Raw genomic sequence first — 26,547 nt, 5'->3', positions numbered from 1 at the left:
TGCCGCCTGCATGTCCAACGCGCTTCCGTACGCGCAGCTTGACGTCCCGACATAAAAAGCTCGACGTCGCGCAACCGCCCTCCTCTGATCCCGTTCGAACCCGCGATGACCGCCTTCCTGCTGATCTGGAGCCCCAAAAAATGGCCGTGGCCCGAGTTGCCCGACATCGCGAAACGCGTGGCGGCCGGCGACGCGGTGGCCGACGCATGGGGCTGCGGCTTTGCGCGCGGCATCCTGCCCGGCGATCGCGTGTTCCTGCATCGCGTCGCGCAGGAGCCGAAGGGCATCTTCGGTTCGGGCTACGTGACGCGCGCGCCCTACGAAGTCCCCGACGCGTCGACCAAACGCGGCTACCGGCTGTGCATCGATTTCGTCTACGACTGGCTCGTCGATGCGCACCACGCGCCGGTCATCACGCGCGATCAGCTGCGTGTGCATCCGTTGTCGGTGCAGACGTGGGATGCGCAAAGCTCGGGCACGATCATCAAGCCGATCGCCGAAGGCGCGCTGGAGAAGCGCTGGGCCGAATTGACCGGCAGGCGCAAGTCGCCGACGATACCCGCACCGGGCAGCTAGGCGAAACACGCGCCGCCGCGACCGCCCGCCCGCACAGCCCGCCGGCGCCGACTCCGGTACAATTTCTCGATCCATCCCAGCATCGCGCGAAGTGTCCGCGGGAATCGTCCGAGGCCCCTTGCGCCGCTGCGCAACCCCTGTTCCCTATTCCAGCCATCGCCATGTCCAGAAACGAAACCCTCTTCGAACGCGCGCAACGCACGATCCCCGGCGGCGTGAATTCGCCGGTGCGCGCTTTCCGTTCCGTCGGCGGCACACCGCGTTTCGTCGAGCGCGCGCAAGGCCCGTACTTCTGGGACGCGGACGGCCAGCGCTATACCGACTACATCGGCTCGTGGGGCCCCATGATCCTCGGCCAGGTTCATCCCGAAGTGCTGGAAGCCGTGCAGCGCGTGCTCGTGAATGGCTTTTCGTTCGGCGCGCCGACCGAGTCGGAAGTCGAGATCGCCGAGGAAATCTGCAAGCTGGTGCCGTCGATCGAACAGGTGCGCATGGTGTCGAGCGGCACCGAGGCGACGATGAGCGCGCTGCGTCTCGCGCGCGGCTTCACGAACCGCAGCCGCATCGTCAAGTTCGAAGGCTGCTATCACGGCCACGCAGACAGCCTGCTCGTGAAGGCCGGCTCGGGCCTCCTGACCTTCGGCAATCCGACCTCGGCGGGCGTGCCGGTCGATATCGCCAAGCACACCACCGTGCTCGAATACAACAACGTCGCCGAGCTCGAAGAAGCGTTCAAGGCGTTCGGCAACGAGATCGCCTCGGTGATCGTCGAGCCGGTCGCGGGCAACATGAACCTCGTGCGCGCGACCCCTGAATTCCTGCAGGCGCTGCGGCGCCTGTGCTCCGAGTACGACGCGGTGCTGATTTTCGACGAAGTGATGTGCGGCTTCCGCGTCGCGCTCGGCGGCGCGCAGCAACTCTATGGCATCACGCCGGACCTCACCTGTCTCGGCAAGATAATCGGCGGCGGCATGCCGGCGGCGGCGTTCGGCGGCCGGCGCGACATCATGGCTCACCTCGCGCCGCTCGGCGGCGTCTATCAGGCGGGCACGCTGTCGGGCAATCCGATCGCGGTCGCGGCCGGCCTGAAGACGCTGCAGCTGATCCAGGCGCCCGGCTTCTACGACACGCTCGCCGCGCGCACCACGCGTCTCGCGCAAGGGCTCGCACGGGCGGCAAGCGAAGCGGACGTGCCGTTCGCGGCCGATGCGCTCGGCGGCATGTTCGGCATCTACTTTCGCGAATCGATCCCAACGAGCTTCGCCGAGGTCACGAAGAGCGATGTGCCGCGCTTCAACGCGTTCTTCCACAAGATGCTCGACGCGGGCGTGTACTTCGCGCCGTCCGCGTATGAGGCCGGCTTCGTGTCGAGCGCGCACGACGACGCGGTGATCGACGCGACGATCGACGCCGCGCGCGGCGCTTTCACAGCGTTGAAGGGCTGAAGCCGGGCCCGAAGCAAAGGCCGCAACCCGCACGACCCAGACACCGCACCACAACGGACACCGATGTTCTCGCAAACCGATTTCGTCCACATGGAACGCGCGCTCGCGCTCGCGAAGCGCGGCATGTACACGACCGACCCGAACCCGCGGGTCGGTTGCGTGCTCGTCAGAAACGGCGAGGTGATCGGCGAAGGCTTCACGCAGCCGGCCGGCCAGGATCACGCCGAAATTCGCGCGCTGAAGGACGCGCGCTCGCGCGGCCACGACCTGCGCGGCGCGACCGCCTACGTGACGCTCGAACCGTGCAGCCATTTCGGCCGCACGCCGCCGTGCGCGAACGCGCTGATCGAAGCGCAGATCGGCCGCGTGATCGCGGCGATGGAAGATCCGAACCCGCACGTCTCCGGCCGCGGTCTCGCGATGCTGCGCGAAGCCGGTATCGAAGTGCGCTGCGGGCTGCTCGCGAACGAAGCGCGGGAGCTGAACATCGGCTTCGTGTCGCGCATGACGCGCGGCCGTCCGTGGGTACGCATGAAAGTGGCGGCGTCGCTCGATGGCCGCACCGGCTTGCCGTCGGGTGAGAGCCAGTGGATCACGAGCGCGGCCGCGCGGGCCGACGGTCATGCGTGGCGTGCGCGCGCGTCGGCGATCCTGACCGGCATCGGCACTGTGCGAGGGGACAATCCGCGCATGACCGTGCGCGCGGTCGATACACCACGCCAACCGCACCGCGTGCTGATCGACAGCCAGCTCGACGTGCCGCTCGACGCGCAGATCCTGGCCGGCGCGCCGACCCTGATCTTCTGCGGCGAGCTCGACGCGCGTCTCGAAAAACGCGCGAGCGCGCTGCGCGAGCGCGGCGCCGAGATCGTGCCGCTGCCGAACGCGTTCGGCAAGGTGGATCTCCCGCGCATGCTGAGCGTGCTCGGCGAGCGTCACGTCAACGAGCTGCACGTCGAAGCCGGCTACAAGCTGAACGGCTCGCTGCTGCGCGAAGGCTGCGTCGATGAACTGCTGGTCTATCTCGCGCCGAGCCTGCTCGGCGTGGACTCGATGAGCATGTTCAACCTGGACGCGCCCGACCGGCTCGAAGACCGCGTGAAGCTGAATTTCCACACGGTCGAGCGGATCGGCGACGATCTGCGGATCCTCGCGCGTTTCGCGCCGACAGCCTTACCCGGGACCGACGCCGTGTCTCCCACCGTTTCGAAATGATCAAGGACTAGCACGATGTTTACAGGAATCGTCGCGGCAGTGGGCCGCATCGAATCAGTCGAGCCGCTTGGCACGGGCGGCGACGCGGGCGTGCGCCTGAACGTCGATGCGGGCGGGCTCGACCTCGCCGATGTGCAGCTCGGCGACAGCATCACGATCCAGGGCGCCTGCATGACGGTGGTCGCGAAGACCGCTCATTCGTTCGAGGTCGACGTGTCGCGCGAGAGCCTGAACCGCACGGCCGGTCTCGGCGAAACCGGCGAGGTCAATCTCGAGAAAGCGCTGCGCGCGCATGACCGGCTCGGTGGACATATCGTGTCCGGACACGTCGACGGGCTCGGTGTCGTCACGCGTTTCGCCCCGGTCGGCGAATCGCACGAGCTGCGCATTCTCGCGCCGCGCGACATCGGTCGTTATCTCGCGTACAAAGGATCGATTACGGTCAATGGCGTGAGCCTGACCGTGAACTCCGTCGTTGATCGCGACGACGGCTGCGAGTTCTCGATCAATCTGATTCCGCATACCGTGCAGGTGACGGCGCTCAAGCATCTGCACGACGGGGAAAAAGTGAATCTGGAGATCGATCTGATTGCGCGCTATGTCGAGCGGATGCTCAACGCGCCGCGCGATGGCGATCCATCCTCGACGTAACCTGGCCACTTGCCTCGAGACCGTTACGCGATACCTGGAGCCCATGCTCGGTGCGTATCGGGAAAGCGATCGATCTGCGCAGCAAGCCGGTTTGGGCGAGGCGAATCCGGCGCCGTAACCCAGCGCGCGTGCACGATCCGAAGCTGACAAACACAATGAAAGAGCCGCACCTGCTCCGTCGCTGGAATCCGCTGCGTGTGCACCTGACGAAAGCGTCGCTAATCCTTGCCTGCATCGTCGGTACGGACGCAGCCAGTGCCACGATCGCGTCGACACCGCACTTCGTGTCCGCGCAGAGCCTGGCCTGCACCTACGGCTTGTCCAACGACGATCTGAAGTCCGCCGGCTCTGCGGTCGCGCACTCGCCGCGTCCCAATGCGATCGTGCGCGCATGGGTCGACGAACGTGGACAGATCAGCGACGCGGTCGTCGAAGTCTCGTCCGGCAATCCGGCGTTCGACAACCTCGCCCTTCAGGCATCGCGGCGTGCCCAGTGCAGCCCCTTCACGGGCATGGACAATCAGCCTGTGGCGGTCGAAACGAATTTCGTTTTCAAGCTGCCGCACGCGAGCGGCGATACGGCTCGCTCCGGCGCAGGCGTCGCGGCGGCCGCAAGCAACGCGGACTCCACACGACTGCCGTCTTCTCCCACGGGCGCGACCGGTTCTTCGCTGCTGTCGACCGCCTTGCCGTTTCTACCCGGCAAACCGCTCGATGCCGCCGAACTCGCCAACCGCTTGGGCATCGCGGCCGGCTCGTCCAAAGCGAAGCTGCTCGCGGACTGGGCGCAGAAACTGACAGCCGATCCGGACATTCAGCGCTACTACTTTTCGTCCGACAGCAATGCGGCTACGGCGGGTTCCGCTGTGCTCGCTCGCGCGCTAGGCGTGCTGGACGGCATGGCGCGCATCTCGCAGCAGGATCGCGAACAGCTGATGAGCCTGACGACGCGCGCGCTGAACGACGCACCGCCCGATTGCGGCGGGCTCAAGAATCTGCAACTGATCACGTCGCGCTATCTGTCGATGGATAAGGAGACCGACGCGGAACTGCAGGCGCAACTGCAGGCGATGTTCAACCTCGTCAAACAGTCGACGCAAACCACGCCGCTGCCGCAAGTCACGCCAGGACAACGGCTGCGCGGGCAACTTGCGCTGTCGGCGTCGCTCGCGGACGCGCTGAATCGCGACCCTTCCGAGGCCGATGATCTGGGGCTGTTGACGAGCGGCCGCCAAGGCGAGCTTTCGCCCGAGGCGTGGTGCAAGGCCATGCGCTTTTACCGCCAGGCGTTCGATAAAACGCCGCAACCCGCGCGCGAATGGATCACGCTAGCGGAACTCGACAGCAGCAGACGTTCGGCGGCGTCACTGATCTCGGCGCTGAATAATTTCGCTTCGGCGGCGCCTCGACAACCGGCGTCCGCGGCGAAAGTATTCGACTACGCAGAACTCGTCCGGAAACGCGTGCAGCCCAATATCGTCTGGAATGGCAAGACCGTGCATCGCGAAACCGTGGTCGAAGTGCACTGCACGTCGTCTGGCAGCCTCGAATCGGTAAAGATCGTTCGATCTAGTGGCGATCGGGCGTGGGACAAAGCCGCCATCGAGGCGGTCAAGCGCTCCGACCCGATGCCGCGCGATGAAAACGGTGAGACACCTCGGTCGTTCACGATCACGCTGAGGCCTGGCGTTTGAAGGGCGCTTCAGAAAGTTTCCGACCGCACCTGCGACTCCCGATCGAGCAAGCCTTCCTCATGCATCGCCAACGACGCCTCGAGACGTCGCGCGAGCATCGTCAGCTGAGCGATCGACGCGCGGCACCGTTGCGCGGCATGGCCGGACAGACTCAGCACGCACTCGCGAATCGCGTGGCTGAGCGCGGCGCGAAGGCGTCCGTAGTCGACGTCCGCAACTTCCCGCACCGCTCCATTTGCGCCCGCACGCCCGACGACGATATCGTCGAAACCCACATCGTCAGCGAGTTCGATAGTCGCGACCGAAGCGTCGGGCTCGATCAGATAATCATCGCCCAACAGCCTGTCTGCCTCGCGACGATACAGCTCGAAGATCGACTGCGACAGAGCGTTGCACAGCCCGATCACGTCATGCGTCGCCGCTTGCGCATCGAGCAAAGCGGGCAGCGTCGGCACGATGCCGCGCCACACCACGTTGGCAAGCTGCTCCTGCTGTTGCTCGAGCCTTGCGAGCGCCCCTTGCGACGACTCGCCCAGATCGCCAAGCAACGGCAGCACGTTGCTTTGCAAGCTGCCGAGCCCGTTCTCTTCCAGATGATGCAGCAGCACTTCGACCCGCTTGCGCCGTTTATACGCGAGCGCCGGTCCGGTGATGTCGAGCAACGCGGCGTCGTCGGGGAGCTGGTCGACTTGCGACAGCACGAACAGCGTTTGCCGCCCGGTCCTGACGCGGTCGGCGTCGAGCTCGGTCAACAGCGTCAGTTCTTTAGCGTCGAGTTCGCCCTCTTTCGCGGCATGCACGAACAGGCGAATGTCGGACTTCAGCCACGCGGCGCGCAACGCTTCGCGGTCGTCTTCGCTGCCGACGTCGGCGTCGAGTCCGGGTGCGTCGAGCCAGCGCACGCCCTGATGCACGCTATCGGACAGGCGCACCGTTTCGCGCCGGTCGGAGACCGCGAACGCATCGCGGCCCAACAGCTCGTTGAGCAGGCTGCTCTTGCCGTGGTTGTATTTGCCGACGACGGTGACGACCGGTTCGCTGTCGTCGATCAGAATCAGCAGACGCGCCAGATCGTGGGCCCGATCGGGCAGCACGGACGCGAGATCGCGTGCTGCCTGCTCACGAGGTTTGCTCGACACCGTCTACCCCTCGACGCTTCAGGGATTCGGCCGGCAGGACCGCCGGCCGTTGGCAACGAAAGGCGGCGGCCGTGTGGCCACGGCGCCGCCTCGTGCGATTACGCTTCGGCCGAAGCGCGCGGACGATGGACGAGCTGGTTGTCCTTACCCTGGACGAGCGGGGTGATCGTGAAGTTGAACTCGATTTCCTTGTACTCGTCGGCCTTCAGGCCCAGCGCCGCGCCACCGCTTTTGTCGACGACCGGCGGAATCAGCTCTTCGCGCGTTGCATACGCGAAGTCGTCCCAGATCAGCGGATCGCCTTCGATGTTGAACTGCGTGGTCAGCTTGCGATGGCCGTCGCTGCTGACGAAGAAGTGCACGTGCGCCGGACGGTTGCCGTGACGGCCCAGCACGTTCAGCAGCTGCTGCGTCGAGCCGTGCGGCGGGCAGCCGTAGCCTACCGGCATCAGCGTGCGGAATTCGTACTTGCCGTCGGCCCCGGTCTTCACCGCGCCGCGCAGGTTGAAGTCGCTCTGCGCGCCGGTCGGATCGAAGTGCGAGTAGAAGCCCTTTGAGTTCGCGTGCCAGCACTCGACGACCGCGCCGGCGACCGGCTTGCCGTCCAGATCCTTGACCGTGCCGCGGATCACCAGCGGGCCCGCGTCTTCGTCGGCGTTGATGTCGATCTTCGAGACGCCCTCGTGCATCGTCGCGCCGGCGACATACAGCGGGCCTTCGATCGTACGCGGCGTGCCGCCTTCGAGACCGATCTTCTTGTCCTCGGCGTCCATGCGGATGTCGAGATACTTCTCGAGACCGAGGCCGGCCGCCAGCAGCGCCGCTTCGCCATCCTGACCGAGCTTGTTCAGATAGTTGACGCCGGCCCAGACTTCGTCGGGCGTGATGTCGAGGTCATCGATTGCCTTGAACAGGTCGCCCAGCAGACGGAAAACGATCTGCTGGAAACGCGCGTTGCCATTCCCGGCATCGACGTTGGAAGCGGCTTTCAGCAGATCCTGCACTTCTTTGGTTTCAAATACTTTGACGCTCACGATGACTGTCTCCAGTTGGTATAGGGGGAAAAGATGGCTTTGGATGCGCTCGCCGTCAAAAGCGCCTGGCCCCTGGGCTCAGATGTCGTCGTCCCGAATCGACGACGGGTGACGACACAGAGGCGTCACCGAAATCTTCATGTACGGGAACAGAGGCAAGCCGGACAGAATGTCGTGAAGTTCGGCATTGCTCTCTACATCGAAGATGCTGTAATTCGCGTACTCGCCAACGAGGCGCCAGATATGACGCCACTTGCCGCTACGCTGGAGCTCCTGCGAGTAAGCCTTCTCGCGGGTCTTGATTTCGTTCGCCACTTCGGCCGGCATGTCGACCGGCAGGTGCACGTCCATTCGCACATGGAAAAGCATCGTTGAATCCTCTTGATCTAAATCCGTTTAGCGGGTGACCTTCATCAACCCGTCTCGCGTGAATCGTTTGACCTTCGCCTCGTCGAGTTCGATGCCGAGACCCGGGCCGTTCGGCACGGTCAGTTCGAAGTCGCTGTAGTCGAGCGGCGTGGTCAGAATTTCTTCGGTGATCAGCAGCGGCCCGAACAGCTCGGTGCCCCATTGCAGATTCGCGAAGCTCGCGAACAGGTGCGCCGACGCCACCGTGCTGAACGCGCCTTCGAGCATCGTGCCGCCGTACAGCTCGATGCCAGCGGCATCTGCGATCGCGGCCACGCGCTGCGCGGCGAACAGGCCGCCGCTCTGTTCGATCTTGATCGCGAACACATCGGCGCCGCCGTTCTTGGCGATCTCGAACGCGCTGTCCGGGCCTTGCAAGACTTCGTCGGCCATCAGCGCGACCGGGAAGCGGCGCATCAGTCGCGCGAGCGCCGCGGCGGACGCGACGGGCTGCTCGACCAGATCGCAGCCCGCGTCGGCCAGCGCCGGAATCGCCCAGGCGGCCTGGGTCTCGCTCCACGCCATGTTCACGTCGACGCGCACCGCGGCGCGCTCGCCGACCGCTTTCTTGATCTCGGCGACGTGCTTGATGTCGGTCTTCAGTTCCTTCGCGCCGATCTTCAGCTTGAAGACGTTGTGGCGGCGCACGTCGAGCATGTGCCCGGCTTCGGCGATGTCCTTCGCGGTATCGCCCGACGCGAGCGTCCACGCAACCGGCAGGCGCTCACGACGACGGCCGCCGAGCAGCTCGCTCACCGGCACGCCGAGACGTTTGCCTTGTGCGTCGAGCAGCGCGGTTTCGAGCGCGCTCTTCGAGAAATGATTGAGCTTGACCAGCTTGCCGAGGTGCGCCATCAGCGCCTGGATCTGCGTCGCGTCCTTGCCGATCATCGCCGGGGCGAAGTAGGCGTCGATCGCGAGCTTCATTGCTTCGGGGCTTTCCGGGCCATAGGCCATGCCGGCGATCGTGGTGCCTTCGCCAATCCCGACGATGCCGTCGCTGCAGTACACCTTGACCAGCATCAGCGTCTGCCCGTACATCGTGGCGACCGACAGCTTGTGAGGGCGGATCGTCGGCAAATCGACGAGGCGGGTTTCGATACGTTCGATGGTCGCTTGGGGCATGGCGGCTGCGGGGGGAAGTGAGTTCATTGGATGTTTTTATACCCTTCGCCCGTTTGGCCCGTCCAATACTTTTCCTGTCCTTTTTCATACCTGCAGGGTATGGTGAGGTCAGCAAGCCCGGCCTTTCTATGGTTATCGCACTGCACCATGCAGCTGGGGCATCGAAAAAGAGGCCGCTTTTGCGCCGCAAACATGACGTGAGTCAATGTTCGATGCATGCAGAGCATGTTGTGTAACCACCCGGATCGCGCAGTGAGTACTGCTACAACTCGCCGCGCGCGGCCAGCGCGGCGATGCGCTCGGCGGTGCGGCACGCGATCGCCTGAATCGTCAGCGACGGATTCACGCCGCCGACGGTCGGAAACACCGAGCCGTCGCACACCCACAGGTTGCGGATGTCCCAACTGCGGCAGTCCGCGTCGACGACGCTCGTCGACGGATCGTCACCCATGCGCGCGGTGCCGTTCAGGTGGCAGGTGTCGTCGGTCTCGCGCCAGATCTCCTTGCCGCCGGCGGCCGCGAGCGCCTGCTCCATGAAGTCGAGCGAATGAGCGATGAGCCGCTTGTCGTTGTCGCACCATGAATAGGTGACGCGCGCGATCGGCAGCCCGTACTGGTCTTTCTCGTCGGCAAGCGTCACGCGGTTGGGCTCCTGCGGCAGCATCTCGCCGACGATCTTCAGCCCCGCCTGGTGGTTGTACTTGAGCATTTCCGCGCCGAGCGCGTCGCCCCACAAGCCGCGGCCGTTCTGCACCGCGACCCATGCGTTCGGCAGCGGCCCCTGGCTCATGTAGCAGTAGCCGCCGAAAAAATCTTTGCCCTTGTCTTCGTAGTTCCAGTGCTCGGTGAGCGCGAGCGACGGCGGCCCCTTGTACCAGCGGATGTCTTCATCGAAGGTGCCGTAGACGGCCTGATTCGACTGCGCCATCAGGTTTTTGCCCACAAGTCCCGAACTGTTCGCGAGTCCGTCGGGAAAGCGGCTGTTGGCCGACATCAGCAACAGGCGCGGCGTTTCGATCGCGTAGCCGGCCACCACCACGTGCTTCGCGCGCTGGAATCGCCAGCGTCCTTCGCGCAGATATTCGACGCCGGTGGCGAGCCCCGCGTCGTTGGTGACGACGCGGCCGACCATCGCCAGATCGCGCACCTCGGCGCCGGCTCGCAGCGCACGCGGGATCCACGTGACGAGCGCGCTTTGCTTCGCGTTGGTCGCGCAGCCGGACACGCAAAAGCCGCGGTACACGCACGGATGCGCGCGGCCGCGCGGCGCGGAGAGGGTCGCGAGCGGCGTCGGGCTCCAGCCGATGCCTAGCGCCTCGGCGCCGCGCGCGAGCACCAGCGCCGCCGCGTTCAGCTCATGCGCGCGATACGGATAGCGCGGCCGCTTCGGCCCCCACGGATAGTTCACCGGTCCGGAGATTTTCAGCGCGTCCTCGACCTGGCCGTAGTAGTGCCACATCTCGCGCCAGTCGAGCGGCCAGTCGGCACCATAGCCGAGCACGCTGCGCGACTTGAACCACTCGGGCCGAAAACGCAGCGACACCATCGCGAAATGGACCGTGCTGCCGCCCACCGCCTTGCCGCTGTTGTTGTTGCCGAGCTTCAGCGGATTGTCGCCGTCGCAGATACGCTCGTCGGTCCAGAACAGTTTTTCCTGATGCGCTTCGTCCGACGCGAACTCTTCGAGCGGGCGCCACCACGCGCCGGCATCGAACGCGACGACCTTGAAGCCTTTCTCCGCGAGCCGGCACGCGAGCGTGCCACCACCGGCGCCGGTGCCGACGATCGCGAAATCGACCTCCTCGCCGTCAGGGTATGTGCGCATCGGCACCCAGCCGCCGCGCTGGAACACGTCGGGTGCGCGGCCGTCCTTGCCGCGCGGCCGTTGCTGCGCGTCATCGGACACGGCGGTTCTCCTTCGCGGCCTGCTCATGGGTGTCGGGCGTCGCTTCGACCGCCTCCCACGGATCGCGCCGGTTCAGGTACATGCGCACATAGCCGCGCGGATTCGCCGGGCCGCCGAAGCCGATCTCGCTCCACGCGTGCGGGTGCGAGTAGTAGAGCCCGCAGATGTCGTGCAGCACGCGCTCGCCGAAGAACAGCTTCGACGGCATGCCGCGCCACGCGGGGTTCGTCAGTTCGCCGCGCTGCATCTGGCCGAGCAGCGCGATCTGCGTGTCCTCCGCGAGGCTCGCGAACGGCAGGCCGCCGCGCTCGCGGCACTCGGCATCGAGCGCGGCGAGGCCGATGCGCCAGGCGTCGCGCATCGGCGGCAAACGGGCGTCGCGGTAGCCGTCGTTGCCATTGCCGGCGAGCCGCGCGTCGAGCAGGACGGCGAGGGGCACCACCGGTTGAGCATTCGCTTGCGGCACGATGCGGGCGCACAGCGACGTGACCGCGAGCCATTCCACCGCGTTGAAAAAGCGCGGCTCGAGCGGTGTCGCGAGGCGTTCGGCGATCACCGCGCGGGTGTGCGCGTCCCACGACGGCGTCGTGCGTTTGTCGAGCACGTCGTAGCCGGGATAGCGGGTGGCTCGGGTCGAGCGTGGTCGGTTGGTCATTTTTCAGTCTCCCGCAGACGCAGTGCGGCGAGCCCGGCGAGCGCCAGTGCGGAAAAGCTCGGCGGCGCGGGCAGCGGCGGCCCGTCGAACAGATTCTGGCTCCAGTTGCGCCAGCCGCCCTGACGACGCGCGATCCCGCGCGCGTGAAAACCCGCGCCGACAAAGCCGAGCACGGTCGTGATGCGTAACCAGAGCCGCGTGTACCAGCGCTCGCGCGGAGCGGACAACGCGGCATGCGCGAGCAGCGCGGCGGTGATGGGCGGAATGCTGACCGGCGCGTACATCGCGCGATGCTGAAACGCGCCACGAAAATGCAGCAGCGCGGCCTCCCCCACCGTGCCGACGAGACCCGCCGCGACCAGCAGACCGAGCGCCTGACCGGCCGGCATGCCGAGCAGTTGCGGGTCGTCCGCGGGCTCGTCGCGCAAGCGTTCGGCGACGGCACCGAGCGCGCCAGACAGCAGCAACGCGCTCGGCGCGCCGAGCGGTGCCGCGTGAAACAGGTTGTTCCAGCTCCAGCCGCCCGGCCGCTTCATCACGTTGTAGAAATGGAAGCCCGTGCCAGCGATGCCCGTCGCCGCCGCGGCCAGATAGATCGCATGGCGCGCGCGGTGCGTCTGGCCGCGACGATCCGCGCCACCATGCAGGCCCGCGGCGAGCGACAGACTCGCGCTGACGAGTGGCGTGAACATCGCGGGGTTGTCGAACGAGCCGCGGTAGTGCTCCATCGCGCTGTCGGCGAGCACCGACAGCGCGAGCAGCGCGGAGCTGTGGTTGAAGGTGCGGGCCGCTTCGACGTGTGCCTCCACCTCGGCGGTGGGTTCGCTCGCGTGCACGCGCGCCGGCGCGCGCTGATGGCTGCGGGCGGCACACGTCGGGAACGTCACGGATGCCCGACGCTCGTGGTGTTGCGGGCCGGTCTCACGCCGTTCGCGATGCGACTCAGGTCTTCCCGCGCCGCGCGCGGCCAACGCCGCGACGGCCGTGACCGCCGCCGCCGTGTACAGCAATCCGGGTACGCGTGAAGAGCCCATCGATATCGCTTCCTTGTCGTGGCCTGCTTTATTTGATGAGGTAGCGCTCGGCGTCGCCATGCTTGAACTCGAGCCCGCAACCGGGCCGCGACAGATCCGGCTCCATCTGGCCGTCGCGCAACCGCGGCGCACCGTCGAACAGCATGGCTTCGATTCGGGCGTGGTCATGGAACCACTCCTGATGGCGCAAGCGCGGCGCCGCGCACGCGACGTGCAGATGCAGCGCCGGTGCGCAATGCGCGGACAGCGGCACGTGATACGCGTCGCACAGCGCGGCGGCCTGCAGAAAGCCGGTGATGCCGCCGCAACGGCTCGCGTCGGCCTGCAGCACGTCGACGGCCCCCGCCGCGAGCAGGTGGCGGAAGTCGTCGAGCGTATAGCCGTATTCGCCGGCGGCGATCTCCATGCCGGCCGGCACGCGCTCGCGTACGCCGCGCAGGCCCACTTCGTCGTCCGAAGACACGGGCTCCTCGAACCAGCTCACCTGGTGCTCGGCGAACCGTTGCGCGTAGTACAGCGCCCGTTGCGGCGTGAACGCGCCGTTCGCGTCGACGAACAGGCCCGCGCCGCCGATCGCCGCGCGCGCCGCCGCGACGCGCGCCGGGTCCTTGTCCGGCTCGCTGCCGATTTTCATCTTTACCCACCGGCAGCCGTCCTGCGCGACCCAGCCGGCGAACTGCTGCTGCAAGCGCTGGTTCGTATACGTGGTGAAGCCGCCGCTGCCGTAAGCCGGCACGGCCGGGCGCAACGCGCCGAGCAGCCCGACGAGCGGCACGCCGAGCAGCTTCGCCTTCAGGTCCCACAGCGCGCAGTCGATTGCCGAAATGGCTGTCGCGGCCAGTCCCGCGCGGCCGAGATTGCGCACCTGGCGTTGCAACCGTTGCCAATGCGCGCCGACGTCCAATCCGTCGTGATTCAGCACGCAGGTGGCGAGCGCGCCCTGGGTCAGCGCGACGATGCAGGCATCGCTGTACGTGTAGCCGATGCCGGTGTCGCCGCCCGCGTCGACCTCGACGACGACCAGCGTGGTCGCGTCCCACGCGAACGTGCCGTCGGCCTCCGGCGCGTCGGTCGGAATGCGGTACGCGCTCGCGCGCAGCGCGGTCACGGGCGCTTGCGACGAGCCCCCGCTCGTGGCGCCGCGCTTCATCGACGCGCTCCTTGCGCGCACGCGTGACGCCCTTCATTGGTGCAACAGCCGACGGTCCCCGACATTCCGGTCTCCGGGTGGTAGTGAGACGAAGCTGCCTGCTGCGTCGCAAGTACCGTTCCGCACTATTGCAATCCGTAAAGCGGGCCGCGCTGGAGCACACTTCGCGTTGCCGCCAACGCCAGTCGCGCGCTCGCCCACCGTTTCGAGGAGCATGGCAACCCCGCCCGGCTCGTCACAGTCGGCCAAACGGCCTATGTCGTCTGGCGGAGGCGACTTGGACTCGCGCGTGGCGTAAAATACGCGCTTTCCCGAAAAACTCGCCAACATGACGCTCGCCTCCACCCAAGAGATCATTGCCGAACTGAAAGCCGGCCGGATGGTGATCCTCGTCGATGAAGAAGACCGCGAAAACGAGGGCGACCTCGTGATCGCCGCCGAGTTTGTCACTCCGGAAGCGATCAATTTCATGGCCCGCTACGGCCGCGGCCTGATCTGCCTGACGCTGACCCAGGATCGCTGCAAGCAGCTAAACCTGCCGCTGATGACCTACCGCAACGGCACGCAGTACGGCACCGCGTTCACGGTCAGCATCGAAGCGGCCGAAGGCGTGACGACCGGCATCTCGGCGGCCGACCGGGCCCGCACGATCGCGGCCGCGGTCGCGCCGGACGCCAAGGCCGAGCACATCGTGCAGCCGGGCCATATCTTCCCGATCATGGCCCAGCCGGGCGGCGTGCTGGTGCGCGCCGGCCATACCGAGGCCGGCTGTGACTTCACGAGGCTCGCGGGCCTCACGCCGGCCGCGGTGATCTGCGAAGTGATCAAGGACGACGGCACGATGGCGCGTCTGCCGGACCTGCTCGAGTTCAGCAAGGAACACGGCCTGAAGACCGGCACGATCGCCGATCTGGTTCACTATCGCAGCCGCACCGAATCGATCGTCGAGCGTATTTGCGAACGCACGATGCAAACCGCGCACGGCGCGTTCCGCGCGGTCATGTATCTCGATCAGCCGAGCGGCCAGCCGCACATCGCGCTGGTGCGCGGCACGCCGATGCCCGATCGAGACACGCCGGTGCGCGTGCACGAGCCGCTGTCGGTGCTCGATCTGCTCGAAGTCGGCGAATCCACCCATTCCTGGACGCTGGACGCGGCCATCAAAGAAATCGCAGAACGCGATCTCGGCGTGGTCGTGCTGCTGAACTGCGGCGACTCGAAAGATCATCTGATCGACGTCTTCAAGGCGTTCGACTCGAAGGAAAAAGCGGACGCGCTGAAGCGCCGGCCGGTCGACTTCAAGACCTACGGCATCGGCGCGCAGATTCTGCGCGAACTCGGCGTGGGCAAGATGCAGGTGCTGTCGAACCCACGCAAGCTCGGCAGCATGTCGGGTTATGGTCTCGAAGTCACGGGCTTCATTCCGATGCCCGGCAGCAAAACGCAAGCCCCGCAAGTCTGATCCTGCCACTCACGCGCCTCGCGCCCACTCAAACACTACGGAATTCATATGGAAATCGGACAATACCAACCGAATCTCGACGGCGACGGACTGCGCATCGGCATCGTCCAGGCGCGCTTTAACGAACCCGTCTGCAACGGCCTCGCCGACTCCTGCATCGAAGAACTCGAACGCCTCGGCGTGACCGGCCAGGACGTGCTGCTCGTCACGGTACCGGGCGCCCTGGAAATCCCGCTCGCGCTGCAAAAGCTCGCGGAAAGCGCGCAATTCGACGCGCTGATCGCGCTCGGCGCGGTGATCCGCGGCGAGACCTACCACTTCGAGCTGGTTTCGAACGAAAGCGGCGCGGGCATCACGCGCATCGGCCTCGACTTCGGCATTCCGGTCGCGAATGCCGTGTTGACCACCGAGAACGACGAGCAAGCCGTCGCGCGCATGACCGAGAAGGGTCGCGACGCCGCGCGCGTGGCTGTCGAAATGGCGAACCTCGCGGTCGCGCTCGAGCAGCTCGGCGGCGATGACGACGAAGATGAAGACGAAGGCGACGAGGAAGAGGCATGAAGAGCGCACGCCGACGCTCCCGCGAACTGGCCACGCAGGGGCTTTACCAGTGGCTGCTGTCGGGCTCGCCCGGCGGTGAGATCGACGCGCAACTGCGCGGCGCGCAAGGTTACGACAAGGCTGACCACGAGCATCTGAACGCGATCCTGCATGGCGTGATGCGCGATTCCGAAGCGCTTTCCGCCGCGATCGCGCCGTGCCTCGACCGTCCGATCGATCAACTGTCGCCGGTCGAACGCGCGGTGCTGCTGGTCGCCGCGTTCGAACTGAAGAATCACGTCGACATTCCGTATCGCGTGGTCATCAACGAAGCGGTCGAGCTGACCAAGACGTTCGGCGGCTCGGACGGCTACAAGTACGTGAACGGCGTGCTCGACAAGCTCTCGGCGCAACTGCGCGCCACCGAAACGCAGGCGGCTCGCAAGAGCTGAGCGCGGCGCCGGTGGGGCCATGCCGCGCATCGGCTCCTTGCCACGTCGCACTGCACAGGGCGAAGCACCTCGATCGCCCGCGAGGACGGCGCTGCGCGCATCGATGAGCGCATCGTTTGATGGGTAGGCGCCGTCCTGCTTCTGAACTGGACTGACCGTATGAACTCCGTGACCGAACCTCTCGTGCGGCTTGCCGCGCGCGTCGATGCCATCCAGCCTTTCTACGTGATGGAACTGGCCAAGGAGGCCACGCTGCTCGAACGCGCGGGGCGCGACATCATTCACATGGGCATCGGCGAGCCGGATTTCACGGCGCCCGAGCCGGTCATCGAGGCGGCCGCGAGCGCGCTGCGCCGCGGCGTCACGCAGTACACCAGCGCGCTCGGCGTGCACGCGCTGCGCGATGCGATTTCCGCACATTACGCCGAGTTCTACGGCATCGACGTGGATCCGGCGCGGATCGTGGTCACGGCGGGCGCGTCTGCGGCGCTGCTGCTGGCCTGCGCGGCGCTCGTCGATCGCGATGACGAAGTGTTGATGCCCGACCCGTGCTATCCGTGCAACCGCCATTTCGTGATCGCCGCCGAAGGCAAGCCGGTGATGGTGCCGAGCGGGCCGGCCGAGCGCTTCCAGCTGACCGCCGCCGACGTCGAACGCCTGTGGGGCGAGCGCACCCGCGGCGTGCTGCTCGCGTCGCCGTCGAATCCGACCGGCACGTCGATCGAGCCCGCCGAACTCCAGCGCATCGTCAAGGCCGTGCGCGCGCGCGGCGGCTTCACGATCGTCGACGAGATCTATCAGGGCCTCAGCTACGACGCGAAGCCGGTGTCGGCGCTGTCGTTCGGCGACGACGTAGTCACCGTCAACAGCTTCTCGAAGTACTTCAACATGACCGGCTGGCGCCTCGGCTGGCTCGTCGTGCCGCCCGCGATGGTCAGCGCGCTCGAAAAGCTCGCGCAGAACCTGTTCATCTGCGCGTCGGCGCTCGCGCAGCACGCGGCGCTCGCCTGTTTCGAGCCGGAGACGATCGCGATCTACGAAGCGCGGCGCCTCGAATTCAAGCGACGCCGCGACTTCATCGCGCCGGCGCTCGAATCGCTCGGCTTCTCCGTACCGGTGATGCCGGACGGCGCGTTCTACGTGTACGCGGACTGCCGTGGCGTCGCGCATCCGGCGGCCGGCGACAGCGCGGCGCTCACGAAGGCGATGCTGCACGATGCCGGGGTCGTGCTGGTGCCGGGCATGGACTTCGGCACGCACGCGCCGAAGGACTACATCCGGCTGTCGTATGCGACCGCGTATCCAAAGCTCGAAGAGGCGGTCGAGCGGCTGGCAAAGCTGTTCGGGCGGCATTGACGCATCGGGATTGATTCGGCAGCAACCGGCCTGCCAGACGCAAAAAAAAAGGACACCTGCGAGGGTGTCCTTTTTTGCGTCTGGCACGGCAACGTCTAACTCAAGCCCCCAGCTCCGACGCCGACGCCACGTGGCGCGTCGTCGAATTGGCGCTCGCGTCGTCCTGATCGGCCGGCTGCGTGTGCACCGCCGACGTCGCCGGACTCAGCGCGTGACCGCCTTGCAGCGTCACCTCAACGCGCTTACCGTTGCCACCGCTCGTCGCCGCGGCTGGCGCCGGCGTTGCCGACGCGGTCAGCACCGGAGCTTGCGGCGCATTGATCGGCACCTTACGGCCCCGCGCGACGTCGCGCAGACGGCCGCGCTCGGCCATCACCTTCGCGCCGTAGCCGCCGTCATCCGGCGTGGTCGAGCCGACGTACAGACGCAGACCGCCCGGCAGAGAGCCGCCACGCGCGATGCAATCCTTCAGCACGAGCGCGCCGACCTTGATGTTCGCGAGCGGCTCGAGCGCCGCGCTTTGGCCACCGAAATACTGGAACTTGTCCGAATGCACCTTCGACATCACCTGCATCAGGCCCTGCGCGCCGACGCCGCTCTCGGCGTACGGATTGAAGCCCGATTCGATCGCCATCACTGACAGCAGCAGCAGCGGATCGAGGCCGACTTCGCGGCCGGTGTCGAACGCGGCTTTTACGAGCTCGCCGACGGGTTCCTGAGCTACGCGATAACGCCGCGCGAGGTACGACGCGACCAGGTCCTGCTCGCGGCTCGACACGAGCACGCGATCATCGCGCGCATCGGCGGACACGCGCTGCTGCGGGATCAGACGTGCGAGCGCGCTGACGCCCTGCATCGTGCGCGGATCGAGGCCGTTGAGCGCGGCGGCGCTCGTGCCCGACGTGCCAGCGCCGTCGAACGCGCCGTCGAAGCTGGTGGTGGCCGCGGTGAGGGTCATGCTGCCGTCGTTCGAGTCATCGGTGCGACTCGGCGCGGTCAGCGTGGTCGGCGAATTGGCCGACAGCGATTCGTCGGAGGATGCGCCGGCGTTTCTGGTCGGTCCGATGGCAGGCAGCGGATTGCCCTGCAGCAGGCGGGCGGGGCCCGCTTGCACGGCGGCGGAAATAACCGGCATCAAACGCGCGGCGAGCGCGCCGCGCCACGTCGGCATCAGCCACAGTGCGAGAGCCAGCACTACGGCGATCCCGCCGACAATACTGAACAGGTGATGACTCAATCGCGTCCCGCGGCGCAGCGCACCGCGCACAACCTGCGCAATACGCTCATCGGGACGCCACGATAACCAGGCGTTCATTCAGATCTCCCATCTTGCATGATCCGCGAACTCCGCCGGGACAAATCAGGCGGTACAGCGCGCTCGCAGAGTCAAGACATCGCGTGCTCTCTGGTTGAGCAGCAGCGACGTCGGGAAAACGGCAACAAATACCGTTTGGGGAGCCATCTCAAAAACAGCCCACACATACTCGATGTGTATCGGGCTTGGCTCCCACGCGAAAAACCAGCGTTGGTGGACGCTGGTGAGGGACTTCAATAATGCCGTTCTACCCTGCAGGGAAGCAAAACGGTGACGCGCTGCGTCTGAGGACCGGGGGCGACGGTAAAAAGGTTAACGCCCTGCAACCCAATGTGGACGGATTCTATGCACGGTTTTATAGATCGTCAACACTATAGAATGCAAGAACTATAACTATTTGTAATTATGAACAGTGTTCAGTCGCCCGAAAACCGCGCTCAATGCGCGTTTCGCGCGATCCGACCCTGGCTGTTTGGATTAGACCATTTGGTTGATCTACGTGCGGTGGCCAACGCAGGTAAAATCGACAATCGTTTTTGGCGCAGATAGGTACCAACGCCGTCCCTCCTGCCCTCCCCGTCCTATGCGCCGCGCATGCGGCCCTGAACCGTCACAGATGAAATACAAAGACTTACGCGATTTCATCGGCCGCCTCGAGGCGATCGGTGAATTGCGCCGAATTTCGCAAAAAGTGTCGCCGAATCTCGAAATGACCGAACTGTGCGACCGTGTGCTCCGCGCGGGCGGCCCGGCTCTGTTGTTCGAGAACACCGAACGGCACGCGTTCCCGGTGCTCGGCAATCTGTTCGGCACGCCGCGCCGCGTCGCGCTTGGCATGGGTATCGATGCCGAAGCCGGCGCGGGCGATCAGGCGGCGCTCGAATCGCTGCGCGACGTCGGTCGGCTCCTCTCCGCGTTGAAGGAACCCGAGCCGCCGAAAGGGCTCAAGGACGCCGGCAAGCTGCTGTCGCTAGCGAAGGCCGTGTGGGACATGGCCCCAAAGACGGTCAGCGCACCGCCCTGCCAGGAAATCGTCTGGGAAGGCAATGACGTCGACCTTGCCAAATTGCCCATCCAGACCTGCTGGCCCGGCGATGCCGGGCCGCTGATCACCTGGGGTCTGACCGTCACGAAAGGGCCGAACAAGAGTCGACAAAACCTGGGTATCTATCGCCAGCAACTGATCGGGCGTAACAAACTGATCATGCGCTGGCTCGCGCATCGCGGCGGCGCGCTCGACTTTCGTGAGTTCGCGCTGAAAAATCCCGGCAAGCCGTATCCGGTGGCCGTCGTGCTCGGCGCGGACCCGGCGACGATTCTCGGCGCGGTCACGCCGGTGCCCGACACGCTGTCCGAATACCAGTTCGCCGGCCTGCTGCGCGGCGGGCGCACCGAGCTCGCGAAATGCGTCACACCGGGCGTCGACGGTCTGCAGGTCCCCGCGCGTGCCGAGATCGTGCTCGAGGGCTTCATCTATCCGCAGGAAGGCGCACCCTCGCCCGCCCCGGCGGGCGCACCGCCGCGTCCGTCGAAGGGCGCGTCGGCCACGTACGAACACGCGCTCGAAGGCCCGTATGGCGATCACACCGGCTACTACAACGAACAGGAGTGGTTCCCGGTCTTCACGGTCGAGCGCATCACGATGCGCCGCGACGCGATCTATCACTCCACCTACACCGGCAAACCGCCCGACGAGCCGGCGGTGCTCGGCGTCGCGCTGAACGAAGTGTTCGTACCGCTGCTGCAGAAGCAGTTCACCGAGATCACGGACTTCTATCTGCCGCCCGAAGGCTGCAGTTATCGCATGGCGATCGTGCAAGTGAAGAAGAGCTACCCCGGCCACGCAAAACGCGTGATGTTCGGCGTGTGGAGCTTCCTGCGGCAGTTCATGTATACGAAGTTCATCGTCGTCGTCGATGAGGACGTCAATATCCGGGACTGGAAGGAAGTGATCTGGGCGATCACCACGCGAGTGGACCCGACGCGCGACACGGTGCTCGTCGACCGCACGCCGATCGATTATCTCGATTTCGCGTCGCCGGTAGCCGGCCTCGGCTCGAAGATGGGGCTCGATGCAACCAACAAGTGGCCGGGCGAAACCGACCGCGAATGGGGCCGCCCGATCGTGATGGACGACGCGGTCAAGCAGCGTGTCGATAGCCTGTGGAACGAGTTGGGCCTCGGCCTGTAACGCGCGCCGGACAACACAATCAATAACGGATGGAGCGCTCGCGCGCATGCACGCTTTCTCAATGATGTCGGACGGCTTTTTTCTGTCCTTGTCGCTGTGCCTCGATATCGGTCTCGTCAACGTGGCGATCATTTCGCTGACGCTGTCGCACGGCTTTCGGCCGGGCTTCTGGCTCGGGCTCGGCTCGTGCGTCGGCGATCTCATTTACGCGACGCTCGCGCTCGCGGGCATGGCCGCGCTGCTCCAGTTCGAATCGGTGCGCTGGGTCGTATGGATCGGCGGCGCGGCGATCCTCCTGTTTCTCACCTGGAAGATGGCGCGTGAAGCGGTGTTCCCAGCCACGGCGCCAGCCGTTGCCGGCGAATGCGACGCGGCTGCGCCGCATCAGTCGGCATGGCGCGGGTTTCTGCGCGGCGTGCTACTCGCGGTGTCGTCGCCCTCGGCGATCCTGTGGTTCGCGGCGGTCGGCGGCGCGCTGATCGCGAAGGCCGGCGCAACGAGCCCGACAACCGCGCTGATCTTCCTCGGCGGATTCTTTCTGGGCGGCCTGTGCTGGACGCTTTTCATCTGCGGGCTCGGCAGCCAGGGACGCAAGCGCGCGGGCGCCGGTCTGCTGCGCGCGTGTCACGTCCTGTCAGCGCTGCTGTTCGCCTATTTCTCGTACAGCGTGATCGTCAACGGGTATCGCGATCTGATCGTGCAGAGCACCGCGCAAGTGGCAAGCTGAAGCGGCTCGCGAACAAAAAAAAACGGCTCGCATCGGCGAGCCGTTTTCTTCATGCGACTCGACGTGAGCCGCTCATGCGAGGTACTGCGCGAGCTTCGGCAGATCGACATTGCCACCGCTCACCACCACGCCGACGCGCTTGCCCTTCACCGGCACGACGCCGTTCAGCACCGCCGCCGCCGCGAGACAACCAGTCGGCTCGACGACGATCTTCATGCGCTGCGCGAAAAAGCGCATCGTCTCGATCAGTTGCGCATCGCTGACCGTTTCGATTCGCGCGACGAGCTGGCGGATGACCGCGAACGTGTAATGGCCCAGATGCGTCGAGGCGGCGCCATCGGCAATCGTGCGCGGCGTGTCGATATGAACGATCTCGCCGCGTGCGAGCGACTGCTGGCCGTCGTTGCCCGCCTCGGGCTCGATGCCGATCACCGTGCAGGCCGGGCTCAGCGCGGCCGCCGACAATGCGCTGCCACTGATCAACCCGCCGCCGCCAAGACACACGAACAACATGTCGAGCGGACCGGTTTCGTCGATCAGTTCTTTGACCGCGGTGCCCTGGCCGGCGATCACGTGCGGATGATCGTACGGCGGAATCAGCGTCATGCCGCGCTCTTCGGCGAGCCGGCGGCCGATTTCCTCGCGATTTTCCTTGTAGCGGTCGTAGGTAATCACTTCGCCGCCGTAGCCTTTGGTCGCGGCAACCTTGGCCTCGGGTGCGTCGTGCGGCATCACGATCGTCGCGTGAATACCGGCGAGGCGCGCCGACAGCGCGATCGCCTGCGCGTGATTGCCCGACGAATAGGTCAGCACGCCCGCCTTGCGCTGCTCCTCGTCGAAATGCGAAATCGCGTTGCACGCGCCGCGGAACTTGAACGCGCCCATGCGCTGGAAGTTTTCGCACTTGAAGAACACCGACGCGCCAGTGCGCTCGTCGAACGTGCTCGACGTCAGAACGGGGGTGCGGTGCGCGACGCCTTCGAGACGCGCGGCGGCGTCGAGGACGTCATCGAAGGTGGGAGCGGGAAGCGCTTGCATCGGCGAAACTCTCCTGGAGCGGTGGCGAAGCCGCCATTCTCCCAGCTTCCTCAATGCTTTGGAACGGCGCTCGCGCGAGCGCGCGACACCAGCCAGGAACGCTGCGGAAAGCAAAAAGCCAGCGAGGCAAAAAGAAACGACGTAACCCGGCACAAGCCGGCGTTACGTCGTCGACGTTCCCACGCGCGTCAAGCGCGCCCGCACTTCTTAACGACGATAGTACGGGTGCCCGTAGCCGCGATAGTAGCCATGGTAGCCGTGGTAGTAGCCACGATAGTAAGGTCGGCCATAGCCGTAATAGCCTCCGACCACCACCGGAGCCGGTGCGACCACAATCGGCGGCGCGTACACCGGCGGAGGCGGCGGCGCGTAATAGACAGGCGGCGGCGCCGCATAGACCGGATAGGCCGGCGCGATCGGCACCCCAAGGCCGATACCGACGGAAACACCTGCCTCAGCAGCCCCGGCAAGTCCCAAGCCGAGTGCGGCTGCAACGACAAACGGAACGATCTTTTTCACTTCTATTCTCCTAGCGCGGCCTGCCAAGGTCGCCGACTGCGCATGCCTCGCATGCTCTGGACACAATGTATCTAAAAAGCCCCGGCCGAACTGTTCGCATTTGTTGCAAATTGCAAAGGGGAGCCCAGGCGTTTTGCCGAGCGCGGCGCGAGCTTGCCGACCCGCCGTCCCGCCCTGAGCGAAATCAGCCGGGAATCAAGGGGTTGCGCGCGGGCGACGGGCCGCGCGTCACAGGTCTGATCGAGCCCGGGGGTTTGAGTTCGCGCATCGGTAATCTTTAATTACAAATTCGCTTCAATCCTGACAGCCGAAAGGAATTTCCCAATAAAAAATGCCCAGCTCAATGGCTCGAGCCGGGCATTTTCTCACCTGCAAAGACGGCGCGACTAACCGACCTTCACGTACACGAATTCGCGGGACACGTTGGGCGGCACGTATGCGCCGCTGATCTGCACGCGCGGCTTAAGGCGCTTTTTCTGATCCCACCAGCGACGGCGCTGGGCGTGCGTCAGGAACCGCAAGTGCTTTCGGTAAGAAAAAATACTCATCTCGACCCTCCCGAAATTCCGACTGTGAACGAAGTATTGAAAATACGACTGCCAAACCGGCTCATCGACCACTGTTCCTGTCACGTACGATTGTGAACAGTTTTCACACCCGTGGGCGTCACGCCACCCGATGACCGACGGTTGGCGCCATATCGCCCGCAAACTCATCCGACGACCGCTGTCGAACCGTGCAAGGGGCCGGATCGCGCCCGCGCTTCGCCGGATGCGAGATACTGCTGCTTTCCCGTTCACACGATCCGTCTGGAGCAGGTGACCATGTCCCAGTCTTCCTTGCCGCGCGTCGGCTTCATCGGCGCGGGGCGGCTCGCGCGTTGTGTCGCGCTCGCGTTTGCGCGCGCCGGCTATCCGGTCACCGCGGTGGCGAGCCGCTCGGCCAGTTCCGCGCGCCGGCTCGCCGCCCAGATCGCACACTGCGCGGCCTCTGACGACCCGCAACAGGTCGTCGACGCCGCCGATATCGTTTTTTTAGCCGTTCCTGACGACAGCATCGGTACGACAGCGCACACACTTCGCTTTGGAGGCGATGCGGCAAGCCACCCCGGCAAGGCGCTCGTGCACTGCAGCGGCGCCTCGCCGGTCGAACTGCTCGCACCAGCGCGGGATCAGGGCGCGGCGATCGGCGGCTTTCATCCGTTGTATCTATTTAGCGGCGAGTTCGCCGATCTCGAGCGTATCGTCGGCTGCTCGGTGACGATCGAAGCCGACGGCGAACTGAAGGAGACGCTGACCGCGCTCGCGCTCGCGCTGCGCTGCCATCCGCTGTCGATTCCGCCGGGCGGCCGCATGCTGTATCACGCCGCCGCGCATTACGCGGCGAGCTTCGCGCTCTGCAGCCTCGCCGAATGCGTGGCGTTGTGGCGCACGCTCGGCTTCGCCGAAGACGACGCGCTGCGCGCGCTGCTGCCGATGCTCGCCGGCACGATCGAAACCGCGCGCGACAAGGGCCTGCCGAACGCGCTCGCGGGGCCGGTATCGCGCGGCGACGCGGGTGTCGTCGAGAAGCAGCTTGCGCTGCTCGAAGGCTTCGGCGGCGACCATGCCGCGCTGTATGGTCTGCTGACGCGCCGCGCGGTCAATCTCGCCCGACGTCGCGCAACGCCGGCCGCGACGATTGAAGCGATCTCCGAAGCTGTGGAAAAATCGCTGGGCCGCTCGCTGAATCAGGCCGCGGCAGGTGCAAGCGTCAAGTAAGCCGTGATAATGTGACGTCCGGCACGCTGGGCGAACCACGCGACGACCCGCGCCGCGCTTCGGGACCAACAGACGAGAACGCACAATGATCAAGGTCAGCATCCTCTACCCGTACCGGGAAAACGGCCGCTTCGACATGGACTACTACTGCGCGACCCATATGCCGCTCGCGGCGAAGCTGTTCGGGCCGGCGCTGAAAGGCTGGTCGGTCGACGCGGGCCTGAACGCCGGGCCGCCCGGCACGCCACCGCCTTACGTGGCCGCGGGACACTTCCTGTTCGATAGCGCGGATGACTTCTATAAAGTGTTCAAGCCCGCGTCCGAGCAACTATTAGCGGATATCCCGAACTACACCGACGGCGGCAACGGCACGATCCTGATCAGCGAGGTCCGGACTTCCGTGTGATGCCGGACAGACAGCCATCGGGAGGCGGCGCGCAATGACGTCGAACCTCCGGTTGGCTAACCGGGTAAATCCAGAAAACCGCCGGCGCGCACCGATCGGGCGACGCCGGCAGCCCGCGGCCGGTCGGCGGCCGCCATCAGAAGCATAAGGACACGAGATGTTTGGCGATATCGCCCGTTTTCTGCTCAATACCGTTTTCACGCTGTTTGGCGCCGCGCTGCTGTTGCGCGCGTGGTTGCAGGTTGTGCGCCTGCCGCCGTACAACCCGGTCTCGAACGCCGTGCTGCAGGCGACCAACTGGATCGTGCTGCCGCTGCGGCGCATCCTGCCGAGCACGCGCAACATCGACTGGGCGAGCGTGGTCGCGACGCTGATCGCCGCGATCATCTATGTCGTCCTGATGATCGTGCTGACGGGCGCCGATCCGCTGACGCTCGTGCCGACGCTGCTGATCGTCGCGGTGCTCACCGCGATCAAGTGGGCGCTCAATCTGATCATCTGGATGACGATCCTGATGGCGCTGCTGTCGTGGCTCAATCCGCGTTCGCCCGCGATGCCGATTCTGTATCAGCTGACCGCGCCGTTTCTGAATCCGTTGCGCCGCGTGCTGCCGAAATTCGGCGGTATCGATCTGTCGCCGATCCTGCTGTTCGTGATCGTGCAGGTGCTGCAGATGGTCGTCACGCGCGCGGCGGTTCAGCTGACTTATTTTGTGATCTGAGCTGATTGCGGGAAAGTTGGGCTGACGC

General features: G+C 65.7%; 26 protein-coding genes. 14 read left to right on the top strand and 12 right to left on the bottom strand.

Going from position 1 to position 26,547, the window contains the following annotated elements; translation table 11 throughout:
* The first annotated feature begins 105 nt into the window (after positions 1–105).
* From OKW44_RS33910 to OKW44_RS33890, 5 genes are all read left to right on the top strand, one after another.
* Positions 106–576, top strand: a complete 471-nt coding sequence (locus OKW44_RS33910) for a hypothetical protein (RefSeq protein WP_018421507.1) — start codon at positions 106–108, stop codon at positions 574–576.
* Between the two features lie 161 nt (positions 577–737).
* Positions 738–2,021 carry a glutamate-1-semialdehyde 2,1-aminomutase gene (gene hemL, locus OKW44_RS33905; protein WP_018421508.1) on the top strand — a complete coding sequence of 428 codons (1,284 nt, stop codon included), beginning with the start codon at positions 738–740 and terminating at the stop codon, positions 2,019–2,021.
* A gap of 63 nt (positions 2,022–2,084) precedes the next feature.
* Complete coding sequence (gene ribD, locus OKW44_RS33900; protein WP_018421509.1) at positions 2,085–3,236, top strand: bifunctional diaminohydroxyphosphoribosylaminopyrimidine deaminase/5-amino-6-(5-phosphoribosylamino)uracil reductase RibD; 1,152 nt, start codon at positions 2,085–2,087, stop codon at positions 3,234–3,236.
* A 15-nt stretch (positions 3,237–3,251) separates the two neighbouring features.
* Positions 3,252–3,887 (top strand): riboflavin synthase, encoded by a 636-nt coding sequence (locus tag OKW44_RS33895; protein WP_018421510.1) that lies wholly within the window; start codon positions 3,252–3,254, stop codon positions 3,885–3,887.
* A gap of 155 nt (positions 3,888–4,042) precedes the next feature.
* Positions 4,043–5,581 (top strand): TonB family protein, encoded by a 1,539-nt coding sequence (locus OKW44_RS33890; protein WP_204357139.1) that lies wholly within the window; start codon positions 4,043–4,045, stop codon positions 5,579–5,581.
* 8 nt (positions 5,582–5,589) lie between these two features.
* Here the strand turns inward: OKW44_RS33890 and OKW44_RS33885 are convergent, their stop codons facing one another.
* From OKW44_RS33885 to OKW44_RS33850, 8 genes are all read right to left on the bottom strand, one after another.
* On the bottom strand, positions 5,590–6,720 hold the full coding sequence (locus OKW44_RS33885; RefSeq protein WP_018421512.1) for a GTPase: 1,131 nt from the start codon (positions 6,718–6,720) through the stop codon (positions 5,590–5,592).
* Between the two features lie 98 nt (positions 6,721–6,818).
* A complete protein-coding gene (gene catA, locus OKW44_RS33880; RefSeq protein WP_018421513.1) occupies positions 6,819–7,754 on the bottom strand; it encodes a catechol 1,2-dioxygenase in 936 nt (311 codons plus the stop codon).
* 78 nt (positions 7,755–7,832) lie between these two features.
* On the bottom strand, positions 7,833–8,123 hold the full coding sequence (gene catC, locus OKW44_RS33875; RefSeq protein WP_026225988.1) for a muconolactone Delta-isomerase: 291 nt from the start codon (positions 8,121–8,123) through the stop codon (positions 7,833–7,835).
* A 27-nt stretch (positions 8,124–8,150) separates the two neighbouring features.
* The gene (locus OKW44_RS33870) at positions 8,151–9,287 is read right to left on the bottom strand and encodes a muconate/chloromuconate family cycloisomerase (RefSeq protein WP_018421515.1); all 1,137 of its coding nucleotides are present in this window, start codon (positions 9,285–9,287) and stop codon (positions 8,151–8,153) included.
* Between the two features lie 262 nt (positions 9,288–9,549).
* Positions 9,550–11,193: a GMC family oxidoreductase gene (locus OKW44_RS33865; protein ID WP_018421516.1), complete on the bottom strand. Its 1,644-nt coding sequence runs from the start codon at positions 11,191–11,193 to the stop codon at positions 9,550–9,552.
* Positions 11,183–11,848, bottom strand: coding sequence for a gluconate 2-dehydrogenase subunit 3 family protein (locus tag OKW44_RS33860; RefSeq protein WP_018421517.1), 666 nt, complete (start codon positions 11,846–11,848; stop codon positions 11,183–11,185). Before OKW44_RS33860 ends, OKW44_RS33865 begins: the two co-directional genes overlap by 11 nt.
* Positions 11,845–12,882 carry a hypothetical protein gene (locus OKW44_RS33855; protein ID WP_026225989.1) on the bottom strand — a complete coding sequence of 346 codons (1,038 nt, stop codon included), beginning with the start codon at positions 12,880–12,882 and terminating at the stop codon, positions 11,845–11,847. Before OKW44_RS33855 ends, OKW44_RS33860 begins: the two co-directional genes overlap by 4 nt.
* A 28-nt stretch (positions 12,883–12,910) precedes the next feature.
* Positions 12,911–14,032: an enolase C-terminal domain-like protein gene (locus OKW44_RS33850; protein WP_018421519.1), complete on the bottom strand. Its 1,122-nt coding sequence runs from the start codon at positions 14,030–14,032 to the stop codon at positions 12,911–12,913.
* Between the two features lie 328 nt (positions 14,033–14,360).
* Between OKW44_RS33850 and ribBA the strand changes: the two genes are divergently transcribed.
* The 4 genes from ribBA to OKW44_RS33830 all read left to right on the top strand — a co-directional run bounded on the left by ribBA (position 14,361) and on the right by OKW44_RS33830 (position 17,842).
* The gene (ribBA, locus tag OKW44_RS33845) at positions 14,361–15,494 is read left to right on the top strand and encodes a bifunctional 3,4-dihydroxy-2-butanone-4-phosphate synthase/GTP cyclohydrolase II (protein WP_018421520.1); all 1,134 of its coding nucleotides are present in this window, start codon (positions 14,361–14,363) and stop codon (positions 15,492–15,494) included.
* Positions 15,495–15,542: 48 nt separating this feature from the next.
* Positions 15,543–16,055: a 6,7-dimethyl-8-ribityllumazine synthase gene (gene ribH / locus OKW44_RS33840; protein WP_018421521.1), complete on the top strand. Its 513-nt coding sequence runs from the start codon at positions 15,543–15,545 to the stop codon at positions 16,053–16,055.
* A complete protein-coding gene (gene nusB / locus OKW44_RS33835; RefSeq protein ID WP_018421522.1) occupies positions 16,052–16,486 on the top strand; it encodes a transcription antitermination factor NusB in 435 nt (144 codons plus the stop codon). The genes ribH and nusB overlap by 4 nt, the downstream gene beginning before the upstream one ends.
* A gap of 159 nt (positions 16,487–16,645) precedes the next feature.
* A complete protein-coding gene (locus tag OKW44_RS33830; protein WP_018421523.1) occupies positions 16,646–17,842 on the top strand; it encodes a pyridoxal phosphate-dependent aminotransferase in 1,197 nt (398 codons plus the stop codon).
* A gap of 100 nt (positions 17,843–17,942) precedes the next feature.
* Here the strand turns inward: OKW44_RS33830 and OKW44_RS33825 are convergent, their stop codons facing one another.
* Positions 17,943–19,157 carry a transglycosylase SLT domain-containing protein gene (locus OKW44_RS33825; RefSeq protein WP_018421524.1) on the bottom strand — a complete coding sequence of 405 codons (1,215 nt, stop codon included), beginning with the start codon at positions 19,155–19,157 and terminating at the stop codon, positions 17,943–17,945.
* Between the two features lie 616 nt (positions 19,158–19,773).
* Between OKW44_RS33825 and OKW44_RS33820 the strand changes: the two genes are divergently transcribed.
* Together OKW44_RS33820 and OKW44_RS33815 are read left to right on the top strand one after the other, a co-directional pair.
* Positions 19,774–21,348 carry a UbiD family decarboxylase gene (locus OKW44_RS33820; protein WP_018421525.1) on the top strand — a complete coding sequence of 525 codons (1,575 nt, stop codon included), beginning with the start codon at positions 19,774–19,776 and terminating at the stop codon, positions 21,346–21,348.
* A gap of 46 nt (positions 21,349–21,394) precedes the next feature.
* The gene (locus OKW44_RS33815) at positions 21,395–22,075 is read left to right on the top strand and encodes a LysE family translocator (protein WP_026225990.1); all 681 of its coding nucleotides are present in this window, start codon (positions 21,395–21,397) and stop codon (positions 22,073–22,075) included.
* 72 nt (positions 22,076–22,147) lie between these two features.
* On the opposite strand, the gene OKW44_RS33810 is transcribed toward OKW44_RS33815, so the two are convergent.
* The 3 genes from OKW44_RS33810 to OKW44_RS33800 all read right to left on the bottom strand — a co-directional run bounded on the left by OKW44_RS33810 (position 22,148) and on the right by OKW44_RS33800 (position 24,180).
* A complete protein-coding gene (locus OKW44_RS33810) occupies positions 22,148–23,113 on the bottom strand; it encodes a threo-3-hydroxy-L-aspartate ammonia-lyase (protein WP_018421527.1) in 966 nt (321 codons plus the stop codon).
* Positions 23,114–23,320: 207 nt separating this feature from the next.
* On the bottom strand, positions 23,321–23,632 hold the full coding sequence (locus tag OKW44_RS33805; protein ID WP_018421528.1) for a hypothetical protein: 312 nt from the start codon (positions 23,630–23,632) through the stop codon (positions 23,321–23,323).
* Between the two features lie 386 nt (positions 23,633–24,018).
* The gene (locus tag OKW44_RS33800) at positions 24,019–24,180 is read right to left on the bottom strand and encodes a hypothetical protein (RefSeq protein ID WP_204357140.1); all 162 of its coding nucleotides are present in this window, start codon (positions 24,178–24,180) and stop codon (positions 24,019–24,021) included.
* 276 nt (positions 24,181–24,456) lie between these two features.
* Between OKW44_RS33800 and OKW44_RS33795 the strand changes: the two genes are divergently transcribed.
* The 3 genes from OKW44_RS33795 to OKW44_RS33785 all read left to right on the top strand — a co-directional run bounded on the left by OKW44_RS33795 (position 24,457) and on the right by OKW44_RS33785 (position 26,519).
* A complete protein-coding gene (locus tag OKW44_RS33795) occupies positions 24,457–25,392 on the top strand; it encodes a Rossmann-like and DUF2520 domain-containing protein (RefSeq protein ID WP_026225991.1) in 936 nt (311 codons plus the stop codon).
* A gap of 85 nt (positions 25,393–25,477) precedes the next feature.
* Complete coding sequence (locus tag OKW44_RS33790; protein ID WP_018421531.1) at positions 25,478–25,798, top strand: EthD family reductase; 321 nt, start codon at positions 25,478–25,480, stop codon at positions 25,796–25,798.
* Positions 25,799–25,955: 157 nt separating this feature from the next.
* On the top strand, positions 25,956–26,519 hold the full coding sequence (locus tag OKW44_RS33785; RefSeq protein ID WP_018421532.1) for a YggT family protein: 564 nt from the start codon (positions 25,956–25,958) through the stop codon (positions 26,517–26,519).
* The last annotated feature ends 28 nt before the right edge of the window (positions 26,520–26,547 follow it).

This window comes from Paraburkholderia lebeckiae, assembly GCF_050436325.1.
Taxonomy (GTDB): domain Bacteria; phylum Pseudomonadota; class Gammaproteobacteria; order Burkholderiales; family Burkholderiaceae; genus Paraburkholderia; species Paraburkholderia tuberum.
This window is presented reverse-complemented; position numbering and strand designations above follow the sequence as displayed.